Source organism: Shewanella glacialimarina, from assembly GCF_020511155.1.
GTDB classification, from domain to species: Bacteria; Pseudomonadota; Gammaproteobacteria; order Enterobacterales; family Shewanellaceae; genus Shewanella; species Shewanella glacialimarina.
Genome location: NZ_CP041216.1, coordinates 1,343,568 through 1,368,126 on the forward strand (window position 1 = coordinate 1,343,568; position 24,559 = coordinate 1,368,126).

General features: G+C 39.8%; 21 protein-coding genes. 12 read left to right on the top strand and 9 right to left on the bottom strand.

The window, feature by feature from the left end; all coding sequences use genetic code 11:
* Nucleotides 1–162 precede the first annotated feature (162 nt).
* The 6 genes from FJ709_RS05835 to FJ709_RS05860 all read left to right on the top strand — a co-directional run bounded on the left by FJ709_RS05835 (nt 163) and on the right by FJ709_RS05860 (nt 6,121).
* Nucleotides 163–699, top strand: a complete 537-nt coding sequence (locus FJ709_RS05835) for a sigma-70 family RNA polymerase sigma factor (RefSeq protein ID WP_226414320.1) — start codon at nt 163–165, stop codon at nt 697–699.
* Complete coding sequence (locus tag FJ709_RS05840; RefSeq protein WP_226414323.1) at nt 696–1,430, top strand: anti-sigma factor; 735 nt, start codon at nt 696–698, stop codon at nt 1,428–1,430. Before FJ709_RS05835 ends, FJ709_RS05840 begins: the two co-directional genes overlap by 4 nt.
* 258 nt (nt 1,431–1,688) lie before the next feature.
* A complete protein-coding gene (locus tag FJ709_RS05845; protein ID WP_226414326.1) occupies nt 1,689–3,278 on the top strand; it encodes a DUF4331 domain-containing protein in 1,590 nt (529 codons plus the stop codon).
* Between the two features lie 10 nt (nt 3,279–3,288).
* Nucleotides 3,289–3,807, top strand: a complete 519-nt coding sequence (locus tag FJ709_RS05850; RefSeq protein WP_226414328.1) for an Ig-like domain-containing protein — start codon at nt 3,289–3,291, stop codon at nt 3,805–3,807.
* 61 nt (nt 3,808–3,868) lie between these two features.
* Nucleotides 3,869–4,966, top strand: coding sequence for a tetratricopeptide repeat protein (locus tag FJ709_RS05855; protein ID WP_226414331.1), 1,098 nt, complete (start codon nt 3,869–3,871; stop codon nt 4,964–4,966).
* A gap of 87 nt (nt 4,967–5,053) precedes the next feature.
* Entirely contained in the window at nt 5,054–6,121 is a 1,068-nt protein-coding gene (locus FJ709_RS05860; protein ID WP_226415875.1) for a HupE/UreJ family protein, read from the top strand.
* A 317-nt stretch (nt 6,122–6,438) separates the two neighbouring features.
* Here the strand turns inward: FJ709_RS05860 and FJ709_RS05865 are convergent, their stop codons facing one another.
* Together FJ709_RS05865 and FJ709_RS05870 are read right to left on the bottom strand one after the other, a co-directional pair.
* Nucleotides 6,439–7,512, bottom strand: a complete 1,074-nt coding sequence (locus FJ709_RS05865) for a hypothetical protein (RefSeq protein WP_226414333.1) — start codon at nt 7,510–7,512, stop codon at nt 6,439–6,441.
* Between the two features lie 5 nt (nt 7,513–7,517).
* The gene (locus FJ709_RS05870; protein WP_226414335.1) at nt 7,518–8,567 is read right to left on the bottom strand and encodes a hypothetical protein; all 1,050 of its coding nucleotides are present in this window, start codon (nt 8,565–8,567) and stop codon (nt 7,518–7,520) included.
* Nucleotides 8,568–9,272: 705 nt separating this feature from the next.
* Between FJ709_RS05870 and FJ709_RS05875 the strand changes: the two genes are divergently transcribed.
* Complete coding sequence (locus tag FJ709_RS05875) at nt 9,273–10,898, top strand: methyl-accepting chemotaxis protein (protein ID WP_226414338.1); 1,626 nt, start codon at nt 9,273–9,275, stop codon at nt 10,896–10,898.
* Between the two features lie 245 nt (nt 10,899–11,143).
* On the opposite strand, the gene ilvN is transcribed toward FJ709_RS05875, so the two are convergent.
* The 3 genes from ilvN to FJ709_RS05890 form a co-directional block, all read right to left on the bottom strand.
* On the bottom strand, nt 11,144–11,638 hold the full coding sequence (gene ilvN, locus FJ709_RS05880; protein ID WP_226414341.1) for an acetolactate synthase small subunit: 495 nt from the start codon (nt 11,636–11,638) through the stop codon (nt 11,144–11,146).
* Nucleotides 11,638–13,356, bottom strand: coding sequence for an acetolactate synthase 3 large subunit (locus FJ709_RS05885; protein WP_226414344.1), 1,719 nt, complete (start codon nt 13,354–13,356; stop codon nt 11,638–11,640). The genes ilvN and FJ709_RS05885 overlap by 1 nt, the downstream gene beginning before the upstream one ends.
* A gap of 361 nt (nt 13,357–13,717) precedes the next feature.
* The gene (locus FJ709_RS05890) at nt 13,718–14,893 is read right to left on the bottom strand and encodes a multidrug effflux MFS transporter (RefSeq protein WP_404830045.1); all 1,176 of its coding nucleotides are present in this window, start codon (nt 14,891–14,893) and stop codon (nt 13,718–13,720) included.
* A gap of 353 nt (nt 14,894–15,246) precedes the next feature.
* Here FJ709_RS05890 and FJ709_RS05895 point away from each other — a divergent pair, with 353 nt between their 5' ends.
* Nucleotides 15,247–17,016, top strand: a complete 1,770-nt coding sequence (locus FJ709_RS05895) for a SulP family inorganic anion transporter (RefSeq protein ID WP_226414347.1) — start codon at nt 15,247–15,249, stop codon at nt 17,014–17,016.
* Between the two features lie 84 nt (nt 17,017–17,100).
* Here the strand turns inward: FJ709_RS05895 and FJ709_RS05900 are convergent, their stop codons facing one another.
* The 3 genes from FJ709_RS05900 to FJ709_RS05910 form a co-directional block, all read right to left on the bottom strand.
* A complete protein-coding gene (locus tag FJ709_RS05900) occupies nt 17,101–18,189 on the bottom strand; it encodes an HlyD family secretion protein (RefSeq protein WP_226414349.1) in 1,089 nt (362 codons plus the stop codon).
* Nucleotides 18,159–19,370: a glycosyltransferase family 2 protein gene (locus tag FJ709_RS05905; RefSeq protein WP_226414352.1), complete on the bottom strand. Its 1,212-nt coding sequence runs from the start codon at nt 19,368–19,370 to the stop codon at nt 18,159–18,161. Before FJ709_RS05905 ends, FJ709_RS05900 begins: the two co-directional genes overlap by 31 nt.
* Before the next feature lie 113 nt (nt 19,371–19,483).
* Nucleotides 19,484–20,878 (bottom strand): TackOD1 domain-containing metal-binding protein, encoded by a 1,395-nt coding sequence (locus FJ709_RS05910; RefSeq protein ID WP_226414355.1) that lies wholly within the window; start codon nt 20,876–20,878, stop codon nt 19,484–19,486.
* Nucleotides 20,879–21,361: 483 nt separating this feature from the next.
* Here FJ709_RS05910 and FJ709_RS05915 point away from each other — a divergent pair, with 483 nt between their 5' ends.
* Both FJ709_RS05915 and FJ709_RS05920 read left to right on the top strand, forming a co-directional pair.
* Nucleotides 21,362–21,985, top strand: a complete 624-nt coding sequence (locus tag FJ709_RS05915; RefSeq protein WP_226414358.1) for a 2OG-Fe(II) oxygenase — start codon at nt 21,362–21,364, stop codon at nt 21,983–21,985.
* 60 nt (nt 21,986–22,045) lie between these two features.
* On the top strand, nt 22,046–22,450 hold the full coding sequence (locus FJ709_RS05920; protein ID WP_226414360.1) for a hypothetical protein: 405 nt from the start codon (nt 22,046–22,048) through the stop codon (nt 22,448–22,450).
* A 177-nt stretch (nt 22,451–22,627) separates the two neighbouring features.
* Here FJ709_RS05920 and FJ709_RS05925 read toward each other — a convergent pair whose 3' ends face one another.
* Nucleotides 22,628–23,383: a substrate-binding periplasmic protein gene (locus tag FJ709_RS05925; RefSeq protein ID WP_226414362.1), complete on the bottom strand. Its 756-nt coding sequence runs from the start codon at nt 23,381–23,383 to the stop codon at nt 22,628–22,630.
* A gap of 123 nt (nt 23,384–23,506) precedes the next feature.
* On the opposite strand from FJ709_RS05925, the gene FJ709_RS05930 reads away from it, so the two are divergent.
* Together FJ709_RS05930 and FJ709_RS05935 are read left to right on the top strand one after the other, a co-directional pair.
* A complete protein-coding gene (locus FJ709_RS05930; RefSeq protein ID WP_226414364.1) occupies nt 23,507–24,055 on the top strand; it encodes a DUF1569 domain-containing protein in 549 nt (182 codons plus the stop codon).
* Between the two features lie 42 nt (nt 24,056–24,097).
* Nucleotides 24,098–24,520: a secondary thiamine-phosphate synthase enzyme YjbQ gene (locus tag FJ709_RS05935; RefSeq protein ID WP_226414366.1), complete on the top strand. Its 423-nt coding sequence runs from the start codon at nt 24,098–24,100 to the stop codon at nt 24,518–24,520.
* The last annotated feature ends 39 nt before the right edge of the window (nt 24,521–24,559 follow it).

Consider the following 24,559-nt stretch of genomic DNA (forward strand, 5'->3'; position numbering starts at 1 on the left):
ATTAAACCTTAAAATGAAATGAGATTGAGTTTAATTTGTCATTTATGCATCCAATATCATTTTTGTTACGTATAGACTTTGTTGATGTATTTTTGTGCACCAATGAAGACGTGATAAAGCCGCAATAATGCTATTTAATGATTATGGGAAACGCAGCAAATTATGGAACAAGACACTTTATTGGGGTTACTTAGCGCAACGGGTGCAGGCGACAAGCAGGCCTTTGCTAAATTGTATAAATTGACGAGTGGTCAGTTATTTGCAGTTAGTTTGAAAATGCTGGGGCGACGAGAGCTTGCTGAAGAAGCATTACAAGAAGCTTATGTAAAGATTTGGCACAACGCAACAGAATATCAGCATGGTAAAGGAGCAGTATTAACCTGGATGATCAGTATTGTACGGTACCGCGCCCTAGATATGTTGCGTTATCACAAGGTCAGAAAAGAAGAGGCATTAGAAGACGGGCAAGAAGCTATTTTTGAAGCGCCAAGCACAGATGATGGGCCTGATGTAGCTAAAACCAAGCTCGAAGATTGTATGGGTGAGCTTGAACCACAGCAAAAGCAAGCCATTCATTTAGCATACTATAATGGCTTAACACATCATGAGGTAGTAGGGCATTTAGACTTACCACTTGGCACCATTAAAAGCTGGATCCGCCGTGGATTACAACAACTGCAGAGGTGTTTAGCATTATGAATTATCGCGACCCCGAATTAACAGAAGCATTAGCGGCAGAATATGTGTTGGGTACTTTACGTGGTCAAGCACGTCGCCGGTTTCAGAAGTTAATGATGCAAATTCCTAGTTTGCGAGAAAGTACCTGGCTATGGGAGCAGCATTTACATGGCATGAGTGACAACTTAACGCCTGTAGAGCCTGAAGCACGAGTATGGAAACAAATTAGCCTGCGACTAGGATTCACTTCAGCTAATGCCAGTACTGATCAAAGCGTTGAATTAACGGCTGATACTCAATCAAATGTTGTGTTTATATCATCATTTAACACCCGTTTATGGCAGGGGGCTGCGTCATTGGCTACCGCCGCCGCAATACTCATGGCGGTTGTGATGGTCAAGCAGCAACCGATTGATATTCCGGTTGCTCAGCAAATGGCCGTAGTACAAGGCGCACAATCCCAAGCATTATGGTTAATTGAAGTCACAGATAACACTATTGAGGTGCGATCAACCAGCAACTTTAAGCCACTGGCGAATAAAGATTATCAGTTGTGGATGATAGCTAAAGGCGTAGATAACCCTATATCGCTGGGTTTGTTGCCTAAGTCTGGCCAATTATCATTGCCTAAAAACAGCCAGTTTGATTCGGTTGATATTGTGGCGTTAGCTGTGAGTTTAGAGCCATTAAACGGTTCACCTAATGGCTTACCTACAGAGGTACTTTACACGACAGAGCTAGCGATATTGTAATTGTTGTCATGGTTAGCGTTGCTTATAACATGATGTCTAATAAAACGGCCTGAACTTGATTCAGGCCGTTTTTTTATAATTAATTTAAAAAAGTAAGTTTTTATAAAAATCATAAAAATACATTTATTTTTAATTAATATAAAACAATGGTTTATAATTTTTTTAATTGAATGTAAAAATTAAATCCAATTTGTTGCATCCAATATCGCTGATCAACCGTTTACTGATATGACTCTACTAAACAACAAGGAATTAGTCATGCAAGTACTCAAAGTATCGCTTATCGCAAGTATCGTATGTAGCAGCTTATTAGTCGCAAATGCGTTTGCATCGAGCCACAGAGAAGCACCGAACATTACCCGTATGCCAACATTAGACTCTACCGACTTTTATGCCTTTAACAGTTATGAGGCAGGACGCGAAGAGTACGTCACATTAATCGCTAACTATATTCCGTTACAAGACGCTTATGGTGGACCTAACTACTACGCTATGGATCCTGCCGCGGTATACAGTATTCATATCGATAATGATGGTGATGCGGTAGAAGATTTAACCTTTCAATTTAAGTTCACTAACGAACTGGCTAATAAGAACCAAGGTATTGCGTTAACCGTAGGCCCCGCGGGTAATCAACGCACGGTAGCAGTGCCGCTTAAAAATATTGGCGCTATTACAGCGGGCGATCAAAGTGCAGCTAATTTTACTGAGTCTTATCAACTGAGTTTAGTTAAAGGACCACAAAACGACGGTATGGCTAACGTGTTAAGTAACAGCAATGGTGCAACCATGTTCCATAAGCCACTTGATTATATTGGTAATAAAAGCTTTGGTGACACAGCGGCCTATGCCGACTACGCTAGCCAGTTTGTGTATCAATTCTCTATTGAAGGTTGTGTAAGTCCTGCCAAGGTGTTTGTTGGACAACGTAAAGATCCGTTTGTGGTTAACCTAGGTAAAACTTTTGACTTGGTTAACTATGTACCTGTTGAAGGTGACAGCGCTCCTGGAGCTGGAGATCAAGGTGGCTTCCCTGGTGGCATTACTCAATCAAGTGATAACGATGATTTGATGGATAAAAACGTCACAGCACTGTCTATTGAAGTACCAAAGTCTTGTTTAACCACCCAAGGTAACGGCACCATAGGTGCATGGACTACAGCAAGTTTACCGCAAGCGCGTATTTTAAATCCAAGCGCTAAAATAGGTAAAACGGAAGTCAATGGCGGTGCGCTTACACAAGTGTCCCGTTTAGGTAATCCGTTAGTTAATGAACTGGTTATTGGCTTAAAAGATAAAGACACATTCTCGAGTGCCCATCCAAAAGATGACACCCAGTTTGCTGACTATGTCACTCACCCAAGTTTACCTGAGCTGCTAAACATTCTGTTTAAAGATGCGGTAAATCAAACCTTGGGCGCAAATATTGAAACCTTAGCACCGACTAACTTCCCTCGTGCTGATCTTGTTACTGCATTTTTAACTGGTTTTGCGGGTGTAAATCAACTTGCAACGGTTACACCGTCAGAAATGCTACGTTTAAATACCGGTATTCCAGCTAAACCACGTGACATGCAGTCAGCATTTGGCGTAGCGGGTGATGATTTAGCCGGTTTCCCAAATGGTCGCCGTCCAGGTGATGATGTGGTTGATATTGCGCTACGTGTTGTGATGGGGCGTTTATGTTATCCGATCCCAGTAAACGGTACCGACACTGACTTAGGTTTGTGTACCCCCGATGATGCAAGTGTTGGTAATGTGCCTTTTACTGATGGTGCTCCAGTTAATGCCAGCATGATGATGGATCACTTTCCTTATCTAGCAACGCCATTGTCAGGTTCAAAATAGGGAGTCTTAGATGAATACATCAACTAGAAATTTAACCAAGCCATTATTGTTAGTCAGCCTTTTGAGTGCCAGTTTATTGGCCGGTTGTAATTCTGATAATGACGCGATGGAAAGTGTCAATCAAGCACCAACAGCTGATGACATAATGCTATCCACGGTGACAGAAACGGCCGTTATGGGCAAAGTTAAAGCGGTGGACAGGGACAATGACCCATTAATGTTTATGCTAAAACAACAGCCAACGTTAGGGATGGTGAGCTTACAAACTAATGGCGAGTTTATTTATACGCCAGCAAATGAAGTCACCGGCATGGACAGCTTTACCATTACCGTGACCGATAATATTAATAACCCGGTTAATGTGATGGTGTCGGTGACCATTGATGCACAGCAGGTGCTGTTTTCAAGTTTAAGTCGTGAGGCATTTTTACAAGGTGTTAATGACAAGCCGTTACGAGTTAATGGCCGCGAAATAGAAAATGATGTCAGCGAAATTAACTTCTACGACGATTTGTTACTTGATCAGTAACCGCATGCGTTAACAAGATATACAAGGACGTTTATTGCCATGGAAGGCATTAGGAGAATATATGCAAGGTGTAGCAACTAGAATAAAACGAGCCACAATAACAGCCTTAATTTTTTTCGGTGTAGTGCTGACTAATACCAGTGTTGCTAATCCATACACGCCTAAAAGTGATGATGAAGTTGTCGCAAAGTGGAAAGTGCTTAATGACTCGCCTAACGTTAAATTCGATCAAATTAGTCTCGCTCAAATCAGTGACTTTATTGAACAAGGACAATACCCTGGTGAAGCAGATTATCGATACGGCCGCGCTAAAGCTTGGCTGCAAGCTAAATTGAATAATGCCAATTCTGATGAACAAACCTTTTATTTATACGCACGAGTGTTACAGCACCAACACCAATTTGATGAAGCCATTATAGCTTTACAACGCTCTATCTCTTTAGACCCTACAGCGGTGAATAGTTGGTTATTAAAAGCGAATATTCATTTGGTACAAGGGGATATTATAAGCGCGCGTAATGCTTGTTTAGCATTAATTGGCAAAGCAGACATTTTACTTATTTCGGCCTGTGCATTAGAAGTGGCTGCACAAAACGGCAAGCTCGCAGAAAGTTATCAAGAGTTGAGCCGATTACATACTTTATACAGTCCAACCAATGAGCAAGAAAATCAGTGGATCGTGCAAATATTAGCAGATATGGCATTAAGGCAGGGGGAAGCTGAAGAGGCTTTAGTACATTTACAGCAAATTGATTTAAATATCGCCCCTGTCAGTTTATTAGCCCTATGGGCTGATGTGCATATGTCGTTAAATAAATATGATCAAGTAATTGATAAAATTGGAAGTATTGTTAATTTATATCCCATTAAAGATGATGCTTTATTACTGCGCTTAGCCAAAGCTGAAAAGCGTTTAGGCACTTCAGTTGAGTGGCAAAAGTCGTTTGCCCAACGCGTTGAATTACGTGAACAAAGACAAGACAGTTTACATGCATCAGACCTAGCACAATATTATTTATACGTTGACGTACAGCCTAAAAAAGCACTTTATTGGGCCAAGCTTAATTGGCAGGTAGCAAAGCAAATTACTGACCGTACTTTACTTGAACAATCTCGAAAATTATTAACACAAAGCCAGCAAGATAAAAAGACGCTTTAAACCGTGTATTTGGACGATAAGGAATAAACAGTGACTGTATTTAAGCGAGTATTATCGGTGGCAAAAAACAGCATAATTTTGCTAGTGATGTTGTTCAGTTGCAGCAGTGTTGCCCATCAAATGAGTACCAGTTACTTGTCGATAAAAATTGACCCACAAGGACAGGTGCAGGGCACCTGGCAAGTCCGTTTATTTGACCTTTATCAAGTCATCGATATTGATAATAATCAAGATGGTCAACTGACATGGGGGGAGGTGCAAAAAAATCAACTGGCGACAACCCAATACTTGCAGTCGGCATTACAGATAAGTCGTAATGACACTTGTGGGTTGATATTTGATGTGGTTCAACAAGTTGACCAGCATTTTAATGAAGGCTACTTGGTGACATCATTTAAGGGGGCGTGCCATAGTACAGGGGTATTAAAGATTGATTATCAAGCCATGTTTGAAATTGATACCGATCATAAAGCTATTGTAACTATTGATGCCCCTGAACATCAGTACACTCGGGTTATCAGTAATGAGAATCGTACTTTGCTAGTCAACTTAGCCGAAAGCCAGATGAGTGACACCTTTGTAGAATATGTTTATCAGGGCATTATTCATATTTGGAAAGGCACTGATCACATTCTATTTTTATTGGCATTGTTATCAACGTGTGTTTTGAACCGTGAGCAAAAGCAATGGCAGGGAATTGAAAGTCCAACAAAAATAGTCAAACAAACAGCCTGGATTGTTACCGCATTTACCCTGGCACATTCAATTACCCTTACAACGACCGCAATGGGAGTTCTTAATTTTAGTAGCCATTGGGTTGAACTGGGTATTGCCCTATCAGTATTGTTTGCCGCGTTGAATAATGTGTGGCCAGTGGTGTTGAGATTGGGTTGGATTACATTTGCATTTGGCTTATTGCACGGTATGGGCTTTGCCGGTGTATTAGGTGAACTTGGATTACCTGAAAATCAAAAAATATTAACTATTTTAGCGTTCAATTTAGGTGTTGAAATAGGACAATTAGCTATTTTACTACTGGTACTACCCTTGCTAATGTTTGTTCGCAACACACTTTGGTATAAAGAGTGGGGTATGCAAATGGGTTCAGTCATGATTGGTTTGATGGCAATACAATGGTCTATAGAGCGCTTTTAATAGGTAATATCAATATATTAAAGATGTTCCCATTTAGGGGCTAACTTCAAATTTTAAAAAGATCGTCTGAGTTAACATCTTTTGTTCTTCATATACCAATGTCATGCAAGCTGTCATAGCTATTTTTGCAGGAATTCCTAACGACACAGATATTTCTGCAAAAATAAAAACGCTGTAGCGGAACCTATAATGCTTTATTTTTTTGTAGTGGCTAATGGTATAATCACTATTCATTACCAGCAGCGCATTATAAAACGCAGCTATAAAATATTATAAAAACCATCTTGGATGTACAACAAATCTTAAAGTGATAACTATTATTCGCCGGCCATCTTCTGTAAAAACTCTAAGCGTTGTAGTTCTTGTTCATCAGGTTGCCATGGCTCATCTGACAGTTGCTCGACAGCAAAATCGCCAAGATCAAAACTAGGCTGCTCGCTATGACCATAACGCGTTAACTCCCCGGGCACACCAGGGCGAAGCTCTAACACAAAAGTCGCTATTTTGAAGGGACCTGAGTGTGTAGCAAGCACGCCTTTATAAGCTTTAAGCATCATTTCAGCACCACCTTCTGAGAGTTTTTCTGAGCTGGTGAGTAAGGCTATTGGTTGGCCGTTTTCATTGTGTAAATTAGCCCGTAAACGATAATAGCCCGCTTGTTCAACGTCTAGTTTGATGGGGATAACCATATCACTGCCTTCTGCCCGAATGTTGCCTACTCCGGTGATAGTTGCTGCTGGATAACTGTATTCAATGCCTGTTGATATTGTTTGCTTTTTGCCTTTAGCGCTAAACGTTACACTCACTTCTATTGGGCCATCCCACTCTTCTTTCGCGTCGAGCTGTGCAGCCCATTCCCCTTCATCGCCGAGCATATCTTTTTTAGCAAGTATGTCATTACCATAGTTAGTATCAGTACTTTGTTCGTTTTTAAGTGAGACCTTAACAGCCGTTACTGCCATGCCGTTTACGACAAGTTTTACTATTACAGGCTCAGGATAGCTGAAACGATATTGAGGTAGCACTATGCTAGCGCTGGCACCGCCTTTTAACATAACGGGCTGTGGCAGGTAATTGTTGGGGTTAAGTAAGTGGCTATCTTCATTAGTTAATGGCATTGAATAAGAAGGTAACGTTAGCTCATTAGCATAGGCATCTGCCAACAAAGAGAAACTCTCACTGATAGACTCAGGGATTGTTTCTACTTGATATTTTATCTTGGGTTTTACCTGCGAAGTTTGAGCTGGCTGCTGAGTAATAGAAGGCTCCTTTTGGAGTGTAATCAACGCCTGAGCTGGCAATGTCGCTGGGTCAGAGGTGAAATACCAATACCCTGCTAGACCTACTAGCAGGGTAATAGCACTGACAAGTTTTTTATTATACTTCTTCACAATGATTAATTAGCCGCCTGATACACAAGGGATGACATACTGGTATTCGCCGAGTTGCGGACTAGTCGATAACGTGAACTAAACACCCACCAACCGCGTTTTTCTTCATAGGTATTAAATTGCAAATTGTCACCATTTAGGTAATTAGCACTGCTGTTAGCTGTGGTGACTTCATCTTTGGCACTGTTTAAAATAGTGTCACCATGACTGTAGCCTTCGCTCATTAACATAGGGTAATGATACGGCATAAACTGGCTCGGGCCACTGACAGATTGAAGTTTGCCATCAAATGCGACACTGCGTGAGCAGCTGTTATAACTGCCTACCGATGCTGCACCACAGCTTGAGTGGCTGGCGACTACGCCATCATCTTCACCGGGTAAAAATGCACCCGTAGCTCCAAAAAAGTCAGACCCAGCACCCGCAAAACGTAAGCGGGGTACTCTACTTTCTGGAAAGGGCGCAAGCTGGCGGGCACTATTAACACGTAAATCATTAAGTACACCAATTGTTGATGGTGTTGGAGTGGTGCCTAGCCATAAGGACACTGCAAACCTTAAGGTTGCATCGATAAGTCCTGAGCCATTGGCAACATTGACGGCAAGATCGGCTAATTCAACACCACCACCCGCACCTGCAAAATCGAAGGTGGCCACAATGTTTAATGGCTGCAGACCGGCATTTTGTAACCATAGTGCTTGATTATCAATAATATAACGGGTGACTAAATCACCTGTCGAGTGAGTGATAAACACACAGCCACTGGCACAGGTTCCATCACGGGACATTTGCTGTAATTTAGGCCATACGTAATTGCTAGTGATTTTATTGGCTATACGCTCATGTGATGGCCAATCGATACGTTCATCGGCGCGATCCCGCCAATACTGAGCCCAATATTGATCGCCATTATTACTAACCTGAGTGCCTGTTGGCTTACTTTGTAAGTTGTCGGGTTGAAAGCCATGTACTAATACGATTGGATGGCCACCTACAGCGGCTTGAGCTGCACCACTGAGTAAGCCCGCCAGGAGTAAAAATAGTGATTTATTCATCTGATATCCTTGTCTATGTTCTGCTACTGCGGCCACTATTACGACTAACATTATTGTGTTCAATGAAGGTAATAGTAGCGCTAGCATTTTTATTATAATTAGGGGGTTAATTTAATTTTTTTTACTTTCAGCAATCAACATAGAGGAGAAAAAAAAGATTGCAACAGTTAAAAATTAGTCATTTTATGACAATAAAGGGGCTCGTGTTTGAATGTTTTATAGTCAGTTTTATAAAGTTATTTTGAAGGTGTTTACCATAAGTGATTTTAAGGCATGGTTATTGTCAGTTTAAATCAATATTAGGTTAACATTTTATTAACACTGTTGTTTTAAGTTTTTACTCCAATTATTTTAAAAATATAACATTTAACTAATTATTACCTAAATATCCCGCCTCGTTAACATCAAAAGCAAGCTTGTGCAGATTTTTATATAATGAAATCGTTTTGATATCAGAGGGATGGTTTTTAACGTTATAACTTTATGTACCATTCCCGATACAAAATAAAATTTTTTGTTTCTCTGCCTAGCATAAAACCTACTCAGTGCAATACTTTATTTTAGTGACGATTACATTTTGGTAACAAATTGTTGTTGAGTCATTATGATAGCTTTAAAAAATATCTAAACGTATTTAGGTTCCCTTTATGGAATGACTGAACCATTAGAATGGATGAATTCAATCGTTTACGATGGTGACATTTTATGAGCCTACAAATTAAACATAAGATGCTGTTAAGCTCTTTAATTCCACTTGCACTGCTTATTTGTATCTGTGGCATTGCCATTAATATGATGGGTAAAATTGAGCAAGGGGTGGTACGAATATACCATGATAGAGTGGTGCCTCTTGAGGACTTAAAAGTCATTGGAGACGATTATGCTGTGTATGTTATTGATGCTATCAATAAAGCAAACGCCGGAGATTTTAGTGCACAAGATGCAGCTGATGCATTGAGAAATGCTAGAAAAAACATTGAGTTTCTTTGGACTAAATATATGGCGACTGAACTGACAACAGAAGAGGCCCGTTTAGTTAAAGAAGCGAATGCGATGTTTGTGCCTGCTGACAGGCAAATAGATATGTTAATCAGTAAACTCAATACATTATCAGGCAATATATCCGGGCAATTAAGTTCAGATATTATTCCTTTGTATCAAGTAATAGATCCTATTAGCGGTAAAATAGCAGAACTAGTATCACTGCAGATACAAGTTGCCGGAAATGAAACGCAAGCTGTGAATGAGGTTTACAAAGCTTCTGTGAACTTATTTCTTTTTCTAACCGCAATCGCGATAATTGCTAGCATCATATTGAGCCGATGGGTAAGAACAAGTGTAATGTCACCTATTACCGATATCCTTTCTAAGTTAAAAGTGATTAAAAAAGACTCTGACTTAACCTTAGTTTTTAAGCAGTTTAATGATGATGAGTTGGGCCAAATATCTATTAATTTAACCGGAGTCATTGAACATTTGAGGGGGATTCTTGAGTCAATATCTGATGCGGCGAATACGATTAATAGTTCTGCTGATAGCTTGAATGATTTTACCCGAGAAACTAACAACCGGATGCAAAAACAGCAGTGTGAAACTGAGCAAACAGCTGCAGCGATGAACCAAATGACTGCAACGGTTGCTGAGGTTGCTCAAAGTACGACAGCTGCTGCAGACTCTGCCCAAAATGCCGACAGTCATGCCCAAAATGGTGATCTAATCGTTCAACAGTCTATTAAAAGTATGTCACTTTTGTCGACTAAAATTCAGCAAACATCTGAGGTTATTACACACCTTGCTAGTGAAAGCCAAAATATAGGACAAGTGCTGGACGTGATTAAAAGTATTGCTGAACAAACTAATTTACTTGCGTTAAATGCTGCTATTGAGGCTGCGAGAGCCGGCGAACAAGGTCGCGGTTTTGCGGTTGTTGCCGATGAAGTGCGTACCTTAGCTAAGCGTACTCAAGAGTCGACACTGCAGATTGAAATCATGATTGATAACTTGCAACAAGGGGTAAAAAAAGCGGTTATTTCTATGGAGTCAGGCGTAGGACAGGTGAATGAAGCTAACAAAAACACAAATTTAGCTGGCGATGCGCTAAAAGAAATTGTCTCTTCGGTTGATAACATTACCGAGTTAAACACCCATATTGCTTCGGCAGCAGAAGAACAATCGAGTGTGGCAGAAAGTATCAATCGCAGCATTATAGCTATCAGTGATATTGCCCAGCACTCGACTATGGCAGCAGAGCAATTAAGTCATTCAGTGAATAATTTATCAAAGCTTGCGAGTACCATGCGTGCTCAGGTTGGAACATTTATATTGCATTGATTACCATGGCGTAAATTTTTACTATAATTAAGTTATTAACTTTATGCTGTAACTTGAGATTGATTTTAAACAATATCCTCATTTATGAATTAAATTTATTAATGGTTTATGCTGTTAACTGAATGATTGACGTTATGCGTCTACAATGAATCAATATAAAAATAGCTCCACAAATAAAAGAGCTACAGTTTAACCTGTGGCTCTTTTATGTTTACAAACTATGGTACTGGTTAATTCAATTTAGCTTATGCCCGCATTGATTTTTCACCACGAGACAGCCCCACCACGCCTGAACGAGACACTTCAATCACCTTAGTAACTTCTGTTAAGGCACCAATAAAGGCATCAACTTTATCACTGGTTCCAGCCATTTGGATGGTGTAAAGGCTTGCTGTTACATCAACTATTTGGCCACGAAAAATATCCGCAGTACGTTTAACTTCTTCACGCACATCACCAATAGCTTTGACCTTGACCAGAGCTAGCTCGCGTTCAATGTGCGCGGCCTCAGTAATGTTAGCCACTTTTAGAATATCAATAAGCTTATGCAGTTGTTTTTCAATTTGCTCTAACACTTTTGCATCCGCTATTACGGTAATGTTTAAACGTGACAGTGTGTTATCTTCCGTTGGTGCAACGGTTAAGCTTTCAATGTTGTAACCACGTTGTGAAAACAAGCCTACAACGCGAGAAAGTGCACCGGGTTGGTTTTCAAGTAATACAGAAATAATACGACGCATTAGCTTTTCTCCGTTTTGCTTAACCACATTTCGTTCATTGCTCCACCACGAATTAGCATTGGATAAACGTGTTCTGTCTCATCAACACTAATATCTACAAATACTAATCGATCTTTTATGGCTAATGCTTCGGCCAATTTTGACTCTAGCTCTTTTGGATCGCTAATTGTTATACCTACATGGCCATAAGCTTCGGCAATTTTGGCGAAATTAGGCACAGAATCCATGTAGGAGTGCGAATGGCGACCAGAATAAATCATATCTTGCCATTGTTTTACCATGCCCAAAAAGCGGTTATTCAAGTTGATAATTTTAACTGGGGTATCATATTGCAGTGCCGTTGATAGTTCTTGAATATTCATTTGAATAGAACCATCGCCAGTAACGCAAACTACGGTTTCGTCTGGGAAGGCCATTTGTACGCCCATGGCGGCTGGTAAGCCAAAGCCCATAGTGCCAAGTCCACCAGAGTTAATCCAACGACGTGGTTTATCAAACGGGTAATAAAGGGCGGCAAACATCTGATGCTGACCCACATCGGACGAAACATAAGCGTCACCATTGGTAAGCTTATATAAGGTTTCGATAACTTGTTGCGGCTTGATACGGTCAGTGGTTCTGTCAAATTCTAAACACTGTTGAGCGCGCCATTGGGTAATTTGTTGCCACCAAGCATCTAATGCTTCGGTATCATTCTTACCCTTGCTACTTGCTAACAGTTCAAGCATGGTATCAAGAATATTATCCGCTGAACCTACAATGGGAATGTCTACGCGTACCGTTTTTGAAATAGATGCCGGGTCAATATCAATGTGTAAAATAGTGGCATTCGGACAGTATTTGTCAACATTGTTAGTCGTACGATCATCAAAACGTACCCCAATACCAAATATTAAATCACAATTATGCATCGCGTTGTTAGCTTCAAACGTCCCGTGCATACCTAACATGCCTAAGCTTTGTTGATGAGTGCCTGGGAAAGCGCCTAAGCCCATTAATGTGCAAATTACCGGAATATTAAGCTGCTCAGCAAGTGACAATATTTGTTTGTCACACTCTGAAATAATCGCGCCACCACCCACATAAAGAACCGGTTTTTTAGCCGCTAATAAGGCTTGGAGTCCACGGCGGATTTGACCTTTGTGACCGGTAGTCGTTGGATTATATGAACGCATTTTTACGCTGTCTGGATAGACATAATCATAAAGGTTATCAGGACTTAGGCAGTCTTTTGGTAAATCGATAACCACAGGCCCAGGGCGACCAGTAGAGGCGATAAAAAATGCTTTTTTAACGATTTCAGGAATATCAGCAGGGTTTTTTACTAAAAAGCTGTGTTTAACGATGGGCCTAGAAATACCAATCATGTCACACTCTTGGAATGCATCATTACCAATGAGTGAGCTTGGCACTTGGCCAGATAACACCACTAAGGGGATAGAGTCCATGTAGGCTGTTGCAATACCGGTAATGGCATTGGTTGCACCAGGACCTGAGGTTACCAGTACCACGCCAACTTTACCCGTGGCGCGAGCATAACCATCTGCCATGTGAACCGCAGCTTGCTCATGACGAACTAATATGTGTTCTACACCAGCTATTTTGTGGAGGGCATCATAGATATCTAAAACAGAACCACCCGGGTAACCAAAAATATGGCTAACACCTTCATCTATTAGTGAGCGCACAATCATACTGGCGCCAGAAAGCTTTTCCATGAAATCAATCCTCTTAAGTTACCGTTATGGTAAACAGTATCTTGCATACAACGACGGTAATCGTTCTAAAAAATAAACTTAAACGGTTATTTAAGTCTGTTAAAGGGTAAGACGTACCTTAAACCCATTATCCGCTCTGCAGAACGTATGAGCTTTATCATATGTAAATCTATATTTACTGCAAGTGTTTTGTTTATTTTTTTAATTAATTTGAAAATATTTCATATTTAATCTAGGTGAAAGGATTATTGTCACCAGAGTATGTTGGATTAGACAAACAAAAAAGCCATCAAACGCTTGGTTGATGGCTTTGAGGAATTTACGCGTTAACTTACCAACGATAGTTATCAGTTATCAGTTATCAGTTATCAGTAAGAGTGTGATATTTGCTTTGATAATTTTGTAATATTTGACACGCGGCAACCATTAAAATGGCCACTAACATTAAGCTGGCGAATGGCACTGCTGTACCAGTATAGAAATAGGCTAGTAATGGACCTGCTGTTGCTCCAAAACCAAATCGTAATGTACCAATAACCGCAGTAGCCGTGCCGGTTTCTTGCTTAAATTTCATTAGCACAATCGCATCAGCATTCACTGACATAATCCCTAATGCACCCATTAATGGGATCAGCATTATCACGGTAAAGTGATAACTTAAATCAAACACATTCACCAGCACTAAACCAATGGCGGCAATAGTGGCAAAAAAAGTACCGACATGTAACATACGCTTTGAGCCATAACGACTGACAATACGTGAGTTAACAATGTTGGCTAACATTAATGCACCCACATTAGAGCTGAATAGAATGGCAAATAGCGACTTGTCTAATTCAAACACTTCCATGTACACAAATGGAGATGCAGTTAAATAACAGAAAAATGCAAAAGAGGTCAGTACACCACTGGTGATATGTAATTTTACACCTTGGCGAGAAAATACCGTGTAATAAGATCGAAAAAAAGATTTTTGGCTACGTTGTTCTAAATCAGTATCACTGGGCATTTTTAACTTTGTTAACACAATGATAAGTAATAATGCCGCGTAAAAACTTAATACAAAAAAGATTAAGTGCCAGTCACCCAGCTCTAATATAAAACTGCCTATTGTTGGGGCTATTAACGGCGCTAACATCATGATTAAACTGACGTAAGACATGCCTTTAGCAGTATTGTCACCGTAGATTTCTTTAATATAGCCAGGCACCACTACAGTGGCTGCTGCACCGATAAAGGCTTGTAAAAAGCGCAGTATAAGAAACTGCTCTATGGTTTGACTGAATCCAAGCAGTAAGCTGATTACACTAAAACCGATTAACCCAGTAATCACTAATGGCTTACGGCCAACTCTGTCAGCAATCGGGCCAAAAGTCAGCATGCCTAACGCATAGCCTGCCAGGTAAATACTTAGCGATTGCTGCACCATGGTCACATCGGTGCCAAAACCTTTCGCTAAAGTTGACATAGCAGGTAAGTACATATCAATTGCTAAGGGCGTTATCGCAACGATTGCCGCTAACATAGGGAGTAACATTGCCAAATGTGGAAAAGTGTTTAGGGCAGCTTTGTTTGAAGATTGAGACACAAAAACCTCAGGAAATTATAGAGAAGCCATTTGGAGCAAATAAATGAGAAATTATATTTCAGTAGAGTAGTTTAACATGTAATTGGTACTTTGGATTTGAGATTTTGTAATCAAAAGTATCAATTTTTCTCATCCTCTTAAAGCACCTTGTTAATATCCACTAAGGGCAATTATCGGTTAATGCTGCACAGGTTCATTTTTATGTCACATTTCTGTGCTAGAAAAAAATTACACAAGTTGCTGTAATTTTTTTAATAAAAACCTATCATTGCTGCATTAGCTTTAATGACAAGGAAACTGCTGTGTTGTCACGTTTGTACGAGTTTATGCCAGGTTTAAATACACTTATTAACTATGAGCGAAAGTGGTTTGCGGATGATGTTAAAGCGGCATTATCAGTTGCTGCTGTAGCGCTTCCGGTTGCAATTGCTTATGCCCAACTTACCGGCGTTAACGCAGCTGTTGGTTTATATTCCTGCGTCTTACCTATGATGATATATGCTTTGTTTGGCACCTCAAGGCAACTTATTGTTGGGCCTGATGCGGCGACTTGTGCGGTTATTGCAGCCGTTGTTACGCCACTGGCGGCCGGCGACAGTGTTAAGCATTGGCAACTGGTTATGACCATGACCGCAATGACCGGATTTTGGTGTTTAATTGCTAGCCGATTTAAATTAGGGGTGTTGGCTGATTTTCTGTCCAAGCCAATTTTAATGGGGCTATTAAATGGTGTGGCAATTACCATTATTGTTGGTCAGTTTTCAAAAATATTCGGTTTCACTTTCGACGAAAGATACTTACTTGAACGTTTAGGTGGCGCACCCACTTATTTGTCAAAAACACATGTTCCCACCCTACTAATGGCTATATTAACCGTGGCGATTTATTTTGGCATGAAACGGCTTAGACCAAGCTGGCCCTCATCAATGTTTGCCATCGCGTTTGGGGCGATATTAGTTTGGGTATTTAACCTTGAGCAATTTGATGTCAAAACCATAGGTGAAGTAGCAGGAGGATTACCTTTATTTCAGGCGCCAGAATTTAACGTTGGTATTATTCGCGAACTTGTTATGCCTGCGCTTAACTTAGCGGTAGTCAGCTTTGTCAGTATGATGCTGACTGCCCGCAGTTTTGCGGCCAAAAATGGTTATGACATTGATGCAGATAAAGAGTTTAGAGCACTGGGGCTGGCGAATATAGCCTCAGCATTATCACAGGGATTTGCAGTAAGTGGCGCTGACTCCCGTACCGCGGTAAATGATGCTAATGGTGGTAAAACACAATTGGTGTCAATTATTGCAGCGGCAATTATTGCCATTATTGCTATTTTTCTGACTGCACCGCTGGAGTTTATTCCAAGTGCAGCACTCGGGGTGGTGTTGGTGATAGCGTCAGTGCATCTTTTAGATTTAAAAGCTGTGTGGCAATTAAGACTACGCGACAAACAAGCCTTTTACCTAGCGTCAATAACCTTATTTGCGGTATTGTTCATTGGTGTTATCCCTGGGATTACATTGGCCGTGTTATTGGGTTTGTTCCAATTTATTCGAACCGTTATGCGCCCAACTGATCAGGTTTTAGGGGTTGATATAAAAGGGGTGATCAGAAGTTTAGATAGCAGTGACAAAGCGAAACCTGTGGCTGGTATTTTCATCTATCGATTCAATTCACCGTTAACTTACTTTAATTCAGGTTATTTTAAACGTCGATTGTTAGAGCAATACGCAAGACAAAAAGGCGATATAAAATGCGTTATTATTGATGCTGTACCGTGTTTTACTCATTTAGATTTAAGTGTAATGGCAATGCTTGCCGATTTAGATGCGCTGTTTAAAAAGCGCGGCGTGCGGCTTGAGCTTGCTGGGAGAAAGCGTCAATTACTCTCATGGTTTGAACAGACTGGGATGAAGTCTGGCAATGAAGGTATTTATATCCGTTCAGACTTGTACCTAGCGTTAAAAGTCAATCAAAGTAAACAAGCGGCAGATGAGGCATTGCAGGAACACTTACTCGATGCAGGGCAAGATAAATCTGAGCATCATAAGGTTGTGCTGACCCATAGCCAAATATAGACTTCGTCCTCAGGTTAACTGAGGACGTTTATGTTTAGGCACAGGCCATTTGCGTTATCAAGTTTGACCTTGGAACATCATTAACTACTGATAGTCGAAAATAACTTCTACAGGTAAACCTTCAATGGTTACAGGAAGTGAATCATCGGGTGTTAGAATTATTTTTAACACCGCCTTATCACCTTCAAAAGGCCCTGATAACTGCTGTGGTAATCGACTCACTAATTCAGTTGGCTCAGAAATTTTTGCCCTGAGCTTACTACCATCAGGCAGCTTAATTGTTGCCTGTTGTCCTATTTGTGCGTGGCTAAAGTATTTAGGAGCTAGATAAGCAGTAATAACAGGTTTTTTGCGACCAGAGATCAGTAACATGGGTTGGTTCTCAACAATATATTCCCCCGACTGAACCATTATATCGACTATTTGACTATCAAATGGCGCTGTGGTTGTCAGCTGATTCTTGATGGCGATTAAGCTGACAAGTTCTAATTCAATTTCATTTTTAGATAATGTTACACTGCCGGCAGACGACAGTATTTTTTGGCGTTGTTTTTCTTGGGCTAAATCCGCTTTCGACTTAGCGAGTTCCATTTTAGAAGAAATATAGGTTTGATGCACCATTGCCATTTCTGCCGATGCAATAAGGCCTTTATTTTTTTGCTGTAAGTCTTGATATTGTTTTACCAATCGTTCCTGTGCCGTCACCCCTTCCTCGGCGATAGATATTCGCTGCCTCAGCTGTAAGAAAATCGCATTGTCTAAGCCAACACTTTCACGCTCAAATTTGTCGAGATGATCTTTTAGCTTTGTTATTTTCGCGTCAAGCTGTGGGTTTGATATGGTAAGAATCACGTTGCCTTTTTTGACTTTATCTCCACCACTGACGTCTAAATTAACTAGCACGCCATTATAAGGTGATCTTACCTCTAGAGGTTCAGTCGTTATGATTCCGTTAGCTAAAATAAATATTTCAGGTCGAATTAGGATCCAAGAGATTAATACTAAAGGAATAATTACCAGTAACAGTAATAAATACCAACGGGTTTTAAAACCGCTACGTTTAGCGTCAGCATAGGGTACTTTTAATCCACTATCAGTTTGAGGCTTACTGGACTTAGGCGATGCGTTATAACTCACTTTCACTAAAATTTTCTCCCACGTTTTAACACCCACCAAGGTGCCATAGAGCTTTCTTCATGCGACCGACGTATTATTTCATTCAAGAGGGCAAACAAGCACACCATTCTCATAAACAGTGCGTAAAAAGGGTAGAGTGGTAACCATTTAATTAAAGATAAATCTTGTTTTAGTCGCTCTGAAATAGCACACAGCACAAAGATGTAAAAAAATAAAAGAATAGAGAAGTAAATGGTGTAAATAACCAAGGAAATAGAAACAACAAATTGCCATGGATATAATGCCGCTATTCCGACACTGTAAATAAAAATAACAAATGGCATCAATACATTTTGTAAAAAGCCATAAATTAATGTGAATATGAAGGTGCTAAACCCTAATAGTTTTGGTGTAAATGCAGGCCAATGCTTTCTGAAATAAAGAAAAAGTAAATCGCCATCCCAGCGTAACCTCTGCCAAACAAGCTCTTTCAAAGTAACAGGGGCATCAGTATGTCCTATGGCTAGGGTAGCAAACGGAATTCGCCATTGTGGGTGCCTTTTAAAATACTGTTTAATCCTAATCGTTAGATCTAAATCTTCAGCAGTATGAGTGTCCCAGCCGCCTATTTGAATCAAAAAAGTACGACGAAATGCACCAAACGCACCTGAAATATTATTGATAAGGTTCCATTGACTTAACCCGGTTTTTCCACCCTGCATAGAGATTAAATATTCGATTGCTTGCATACGAGTCACAATCGATTGGGAAACATTTCGTACTCTTAGTGCGCCGCCTAAGGCGGGTACATTTGGATCTTCAAAATACGGCACCACCTGGCTGACCATATCATTATCAAATGAAGTATCAGCATCGGCATTTATCACTATTTCACCGCTAGCAAAGTGTAATCCTGCATTTAAAGTTGATACTCGGCCACCTCTTTGCCATTTAGGTAAAACAATCACTTTTCTATTGGGTAGATTGCACGCCTGTGCAGATTGAATCGCCGACTGATAAGTTAGTGCATTTTGTACCGCGCCATCTACCACCGCAATAATTTCAATATTTCCAGGGTAGGTCTGCTCAATGAGTGATGAGATTGTACTCATTACCGCCTTGCCTTCAGCGTAACAGGTAATAATACAAGATACTTTGGGTTGATAAATGGAAGCTTTCGGTGTTTGAATGAATGTCACATAGTGAAAGCGTAAAATACCACTGATAACTATCATCATTAGAGGTAATTCATAAATAAATATTAGCGGTAAAAGCCATATAAAAAACAGCATATGATTAGCGAGTTGATACCAAATATCTGTAAAGATATAAAGTATTGTATGTAGTTCGCTCATATCGTTATAGACTTGGTGGTTAAAATTTGGTCTGTGAGCCAATCTTCAACCTTATCACCTATATCCGCTGGTAAGCTAATGGCTTTAACGGTAAATTCAATATTTGATTTATCTTGATACTCTTTTACATTCAGTAGTTTTGAGTAAATTGATTGCAACTGTTTTGTATTTGTCATCGGGAGCAATATTAACAGGCCATTATCGGTATAGTTTGTACATGCATCGGTTACTCGAACAATACTTCTTAATCTGTCTTGAAAAGCATCCAATTGCATTAGAGCCTTGGCTTCACCTTCAGATTGTAAAAATTGATTAAAATTAATCAGCTGTATACACAGTAGGGTATGGGTATGTTTATGCCTTTTAGCTAATTTGTTTTGCCAATCAATTAACCATAATAACTGCTGCAGACTCATTTGCTCTCCTGCAGAGAGTGAAAACAAAGTGTGCTTTTTACCTTGAATTGCTAATATTCGACCTTGGCTAGTCAGCTTGAATCCATATACATTTCTAACATGCAGAGCATCAATCGCATGAGCTTGTCCGCACTGTAAACATTGAGCTTCAACCTGTGCTTCTACAAAAATATGTTCACAATTATTACAGTGCTGATTTTCTATTGGGCGGTCATAATCCACCCCAATATGGCGTAAATGTTGTAAACAATTAGGACACTGTAAGCTGGTTAATTTTTTGAAATCGTCTTTAGCACCCACATGGCCACAATTGAAGCAATGCAAACTACTTCGATTACCAATATCAATATTTTTACAACTTGGGCATATATCAATGTAGTTTAAATGGCCGCAATGACAGTCTGGGCATAGTCTGATCCGATTGACTAAATGGTCGGTTTCAATCCAGTTATTTTGTCTAATACCATTTAGCCATGAAAAACAATCTTCAGGCGCTATTCCCCAAGCTTGCAATAGTGGATAAACATATAGTCGCGAGCTTTGAGGCTGGCGCATTGGTTCAAGAATACTGTCGCTATGTAGCCACATATAACAAAGTAGTTTAAACGCTAAATTATCTTGATAATCCAGTTTGACTAGGGAAGATTTTTCTAAAAAGGTGTCAAGCTGAGTGGTGACATTTTGAGTTAACATGCCATTGGATAAATACCCAGACAGCTTGCTTTCCTTAATAACGAGCAAAAGGCAAAGCGATAACTCATCATCTTTTCTAATTGCGTCGAGTTGCTTGTCTTGTTGATCCTCTGGTAGCGACAACACAATCAGAGCAGGTTTTAGGCCGCTCGATTTTAATTGGTCAAACGAGGAGAAATGTTGAAAGTCTAACGGCCAATCTTCATTTGATAAATGGCCCACCCAGCAAAGAATGGATTCACAATACCTTTTATCCGCACCATGGTGCACATCGCTCAACATAACAATCTCTATATTAAATATTTGGGGCGGCATACTACAGTAATGCCGTGAGTTATAGAACATAAATAGTACTGAAATTGTTTGAATATACATCTAACTTAAGAATTTCAACGCAGTTAGCGGTGCAAAGAGCTATTTGATACGCATTTATTATTCCGAGTTGAGGTTAAATATATTAATTATAAAAAGCTATCTATACCAGTGATATAGTAGTTCTAAGGTTATTGTTGGACGTTTTGAATTAATTGATGTTTAATTTTGAAATCGATATCGATAGGGTGATATTTATTTTGTTGTCATAATGCCATTGTTAAACTAGTATTCGCAGCCTAAATGGGTATTCACACTCTATTGAAAAATTCGGGCGTATTTAATTATTCCCTTTAAATTTAGCAAACCACGCCCCCTCGAAATTCTGACTTAATCTTGTTTTTTAAGTCCTAAAGTAAAGTAAAAAGCGTCGTCTCTTTGGATGTAGCATGTATGGTTTCGCCTATAAGTGAAGCAGTGCTGGATGTGATCGCAGATGCGTTAGTCGATAAAGGATATAGTCTTTTATCAGATATCATTCCTGATTATGTTAGTTTAGCCCTACTTGAAAAAATGCAGGCTAAGCATGACATTGATTTTAAATATGCGGCTATTGGTCGTGGTATTGAACAGCAAGTTAATGCTGAGATCCGCTCAGATAAAATCAGTTGGCTTGATAAACAAGACCACACAGACAAAGCATACCTGTCTATTATGGAACAACTTAGAGAGGGCCTTAATCGACGCTTATTTATGGGGTTGTTTGATTATGAGAGCCACTATGCAGTTTATGAGCCTGGCGCACATTATAAAAAGCATGTTGATGCTTTAAAAGGCAGCCAAAATCGAATTCTTACAACGGTATTTTTCTTAAATCCACATTGGCAATTGGACGATGGTGGCGAACTGCTTATTTACGATGAGTTCGATATACTGCTAGAAATGGTACAGCCTCAGATGGGCACGTTAGCCATATTTTTAAGTGAGCGGTTTCCCCATGAAGTGTTACCAACATTAAAAACCCGTAACAGTATCGCGGGGTGGTTTAGGGTAAGTCATGCAACGCATGGTTTTTAATGGTATCTTTGGTTTTAAAGACGTATTTGTTTAAAACCAGCACACTAAATAGGACGGGATATGAGTATTAAATTGAAATGGTTATTAACGGCCTCGTTAGTATGTTTAAGCCAAGCTGTCTATGCACAAGATCAGGCCGAGAAAGCCTTTGCCGATGAAGTTGTTCAGTGTGCAGCCTATTACCAAATTGCTTCGGAAGCGATTGGTGCAATGAATGCACCGCAAATGCAGGCAGTGGGTGAGCGTTTAAAAATATCGGCTACTGATGCTGCTACATTAGCCGAAAAATATCGCAGTGCAGAACAAGTAGCAAAAGATATTATAGCCGAGAAACAACAACAAATTGCTAAGTTAGGTGGCTCGTCTAATTTAGGCGGGTTAATGGGGCAATATAAAGAGTTGTGCAAAACCGTTGTCTATGAGCCTCAAAAACGACTGGACTATTGGTCGATGGTGACCATGTAGCATCCCAACATTAATAACGCTACCTTGCGAATACAGAAAAACCGTATTCAATGAATACGGTTTTTTGTTAGCTTATAATTTGTTATCTGAAAAATTAATACGCTTAGTCTATAAACTTATTTTATATGTCATTGTTTATAAACCACTGTTCATAAGCCATAGTTTATAAGCCATAGTTTATAAGCCATAGTTTGCCGCTAATCGGGGTAATATATTTTGCTCTTGCAGCAGTGATATCCATTTTGTAAGTTGTTGCTTGCTAATAGGTGCTTTGGGATTTAATAAAACTCCATGGTCATATTTTTGGTCCCATTTGTTAGAAATTAGTAGCTGAGATTTGACCTCTGGATACTGGGCTAAATAAAATTGTAAGTAAGACCAGGTTACCGGAGCAATATTTGCTCGCCCTCTGAGTATGCTCACAATTGAAGCCTCGTTTGATCTGACGAATTGAATATTGTAATCATTATTAAGTGCCTTTGGGTCAGCTTGCCACTGAGCAAATGCATAATGATATCCTCTTACCAGGCTGAGGACTTTACCGCTAAAGCTATCAAAATATTGTTGTTCGATAGCCTTGTCTTTTAGCGCAATAAAGAGTTCACCATCATTAATGTGCAATGGCACAAATTCATGTTCAATATCTTGCCAACCCCAAATAGGGCTTTCAAATAATATCATGTCATAACGGTCCATCTTATACGCTTTATAGCGGTTACCAATACTCGTCGCAACAAATTCAAATTGTACTTCTGATTGAATGCCATTCAATGCTTTTACAACATCAATCGATAACCCAGTATAAAGTCCATCACTTGATTGGTTCAAGTAGGGCGCAAATTGATAACCAGCAACCTTAACAATAGGTTTGCTGTGGGCAGATTGTACCGATAAGACGGCAAAAATAAGTAATATCAATAATTGGCGATGCATAGTAATTTTGTGAGTATTATATATATGTACAAAAATGTACCACAAAGGTTACAAGATAAATACTGTAATCAGAGTGACAATAAGGTGCATTGGTTAGATAAATAATATGAAATGGGCGTCATGATGAATAGAAGACAGTTTATGCAGTTCAGTTTAACCACGGCTACCATGCTAACCATAGGTGGCACAGCTTGGGTGAGTGTAGAACCTGAAGTGGTACCACTTGATATAGACTCCATGATTACATTGCTTGATAAGGTTATGATAAGTCATCCAGTCGCTAATGGAGAGTGGGATGTAGCTCAAATTCTGCAGCACTGCGCACAGAGTGTGGAGTATTCAATGTTGGGTTATCCGCAACACAAATCTGATCTATTTAAAGTAACTCTTGGGTCATTGGCATTTGCTATGTTTGAGTCAAAAAGAAAAATGTCCCATAATTTAAGTGAACCTATTCCGGGTGCAGCAATTTTGGATAAGCATTTACTGTTGAATACGAGTCATAACCTCACAAATGCTTATGCGCGTTTTAAACAATCATTAATTGATTTTCGAGCCTATGATGGAGTCCTAGCGCCGCACTTTGCCTATGGTGCGCTCACCAAAAAGCAATATGAGTTAGCCCATGGCATGCATTTTATGGATCATTTACTTGAAGTTGAACTCCGATAGTTCTGATAAAAATGTTATTAAAAATAGACCCTAAGCGAGAAAATGATGTGGTTTCAAAAAAGCATCCAACTAGCGGCTAGAAGACGAGGCTTTCACCTTGTTGAAGATGAGTTATTGCAACAATTACCTGAGCTTAAAACCTTTGAAATAGGCTTGGCGCATTTTTTCATCCAACACACTTCAGCATCACTGACATTAAATGAAAATGCCGACCCAACGGTAAGGGGCGATTTTGAACGACATTTCAATGTTATGGTGCCTGAAAATGCCCCCTATTATCGACATACCTATGAAGGTGCTGATGATATGCCCGCGCATATTAAATCGTCACTCATTGGTGCTGAACTCACTATTCCTATTAGTCATGGTCGCCTTAATATGGGGACGTGGCAGGGGATTTACCTGTGTGAACACAGAGACCAAGGTTCGGCGCGCAGTATTATTGTGACCTTAAGTGGCCAGTAAGTAATCAGCTTGAGCCGCAGACCATTTTTATTTAGTTGA

What these genes read in the sequence shown, in the direction of transcription:
- ilvN (WP_226414341.1), bottom strand. Translation starts at nt 11,638, where the DNA reads ATGCGTCGTATTATTTCTGTATTACTTGAAAACCAACCCGGTGCACTT.
- FJ709_RS05875 (WP_226414338.1), top strand. Translation starts at nt 9,273, where the DNA reads ATGAGCCTACAAATTAAACATAAGATGCTGTTAAGCTCTTTAATTCCA.
- FJ709_RS05915 (WP_226414358.1), top strand. Translation starts at nt 21,362, where the DNA reads ATGGTTTCGCCTATAAGTGAAGCAGTGCTGGATGTGATCGCAGATGCG.
- FJ709_RS05850 (WP_226414328.1), top strand. Translation starts at nt 3,289, where the DNA reads ATGAATACATCAACTAGAAATTTAACCAAGCCATTATTGTTAGTCAGC.
- FJ709_RS05920 (WP_226414360.1), top strand. Translation starts at nt 22,046, where the DNA reads ATGAGTATTAAATTGAAATGGTTATTAACGGCCTCGTTAGTATGTTTA.
- FJ709_RS05890 (WP_404830045.1), bottom strand. Translation starts at nt 14,893, where the DNA reads ATGTTACTCCCTATGTTAGCGGCAATCGTTGCGATAACGCCCTTAGCA.
- FJ709_RS05935 (WP_226414366.1), top strand. Translation starts at nt 24,098, where the DNA reads ATGATGTGGTTTCAAAAAAGCATCCAACTAGCGGCTAGAAGACGAGGC.
- FJ709_RS05930 (WP_226414364.1), top strand. Translation starts at nt 23,507, where the DNA reads ATGAATAGAAGACAGTTTATGCAGTTCAGTTTAACCACGGCTACCATG.
- FJ709_RS05910 (WP_226414355.1), bottom strand. Translation starts at nt 20,878, where the DNA reads ATGTTGAGCGATGTGCACCATGGTGCGGATAAAAGGTATTGTGAATCC.
- FJ709_RS05860 (WP_226415875.1), top strand. Translation starts at nt 5,054, where the DNA reads ATGTTGTTCAGTTGCAGCAGTGTTGCCCATCAAATGAGTACCAGTTAC.
- FJ709_RS05885 (WP_226414344.1), bottom strand. Translation starts at nt 13,356, where the DNA reads ATGGAAAAGCTTTCTGGCGCCAGTATGATTGTGCGCTCACTAATAGAT.
- FJ709_RS05845 (WP_226414326.1), top strand. Translation starts at nt 1,689, where the DNA reads ATGCAAGTACTCAAAGTATCGCTTATCGCAAGTATCGTATGTAGCAGC.
- FJ709_RS05870 (WP_226414335.1), bottom strand. Translation starts at nt 8,567, where the DNA reads ATGAATAAATCACTATTTTTACTCCTGGCGGGCTTACTCAGTGGTGCA.
- FJ709_RS05925 (WP_226414362.1), bottom strand. Translation starts at nt 23,383, where the DNA reads ATGCATCGCCAATTATTGATATTACTTATTTTTGCCGTCTTATCGGTA.
- FJ709_RS05905 (WP_226414352.1), bottom strand. Translation starts at nt 19,370, where the DNA reads ATGATGATAGTTATCAGTGGTATTTTACGCTTTCACTATGTGACATTC.
- FJ709_RS05855 (WP_226414331.1), top strand. Translation starts at nt 3,869, where the DNA reads ATGCAAGGTGTAGCAACTAGAATAAAACGAGCCACAATAACAGCCTTA.
- FJ709_RS05840 (WP_226414323.1), top strand. Translation starts at nt 696, where the DNA reads ATGAATTATCGCGACCCCGAATTAACAGAAGCATTAGCGGCAGAATAT.
- FJ709_RS05835 (WP_226414320.1), top strand. Translation starts at nt 163, where the DNA reads ATGGAACAAGACACTTTATTGGGGTTACTTAGCGCAACGGGTGCAGGC.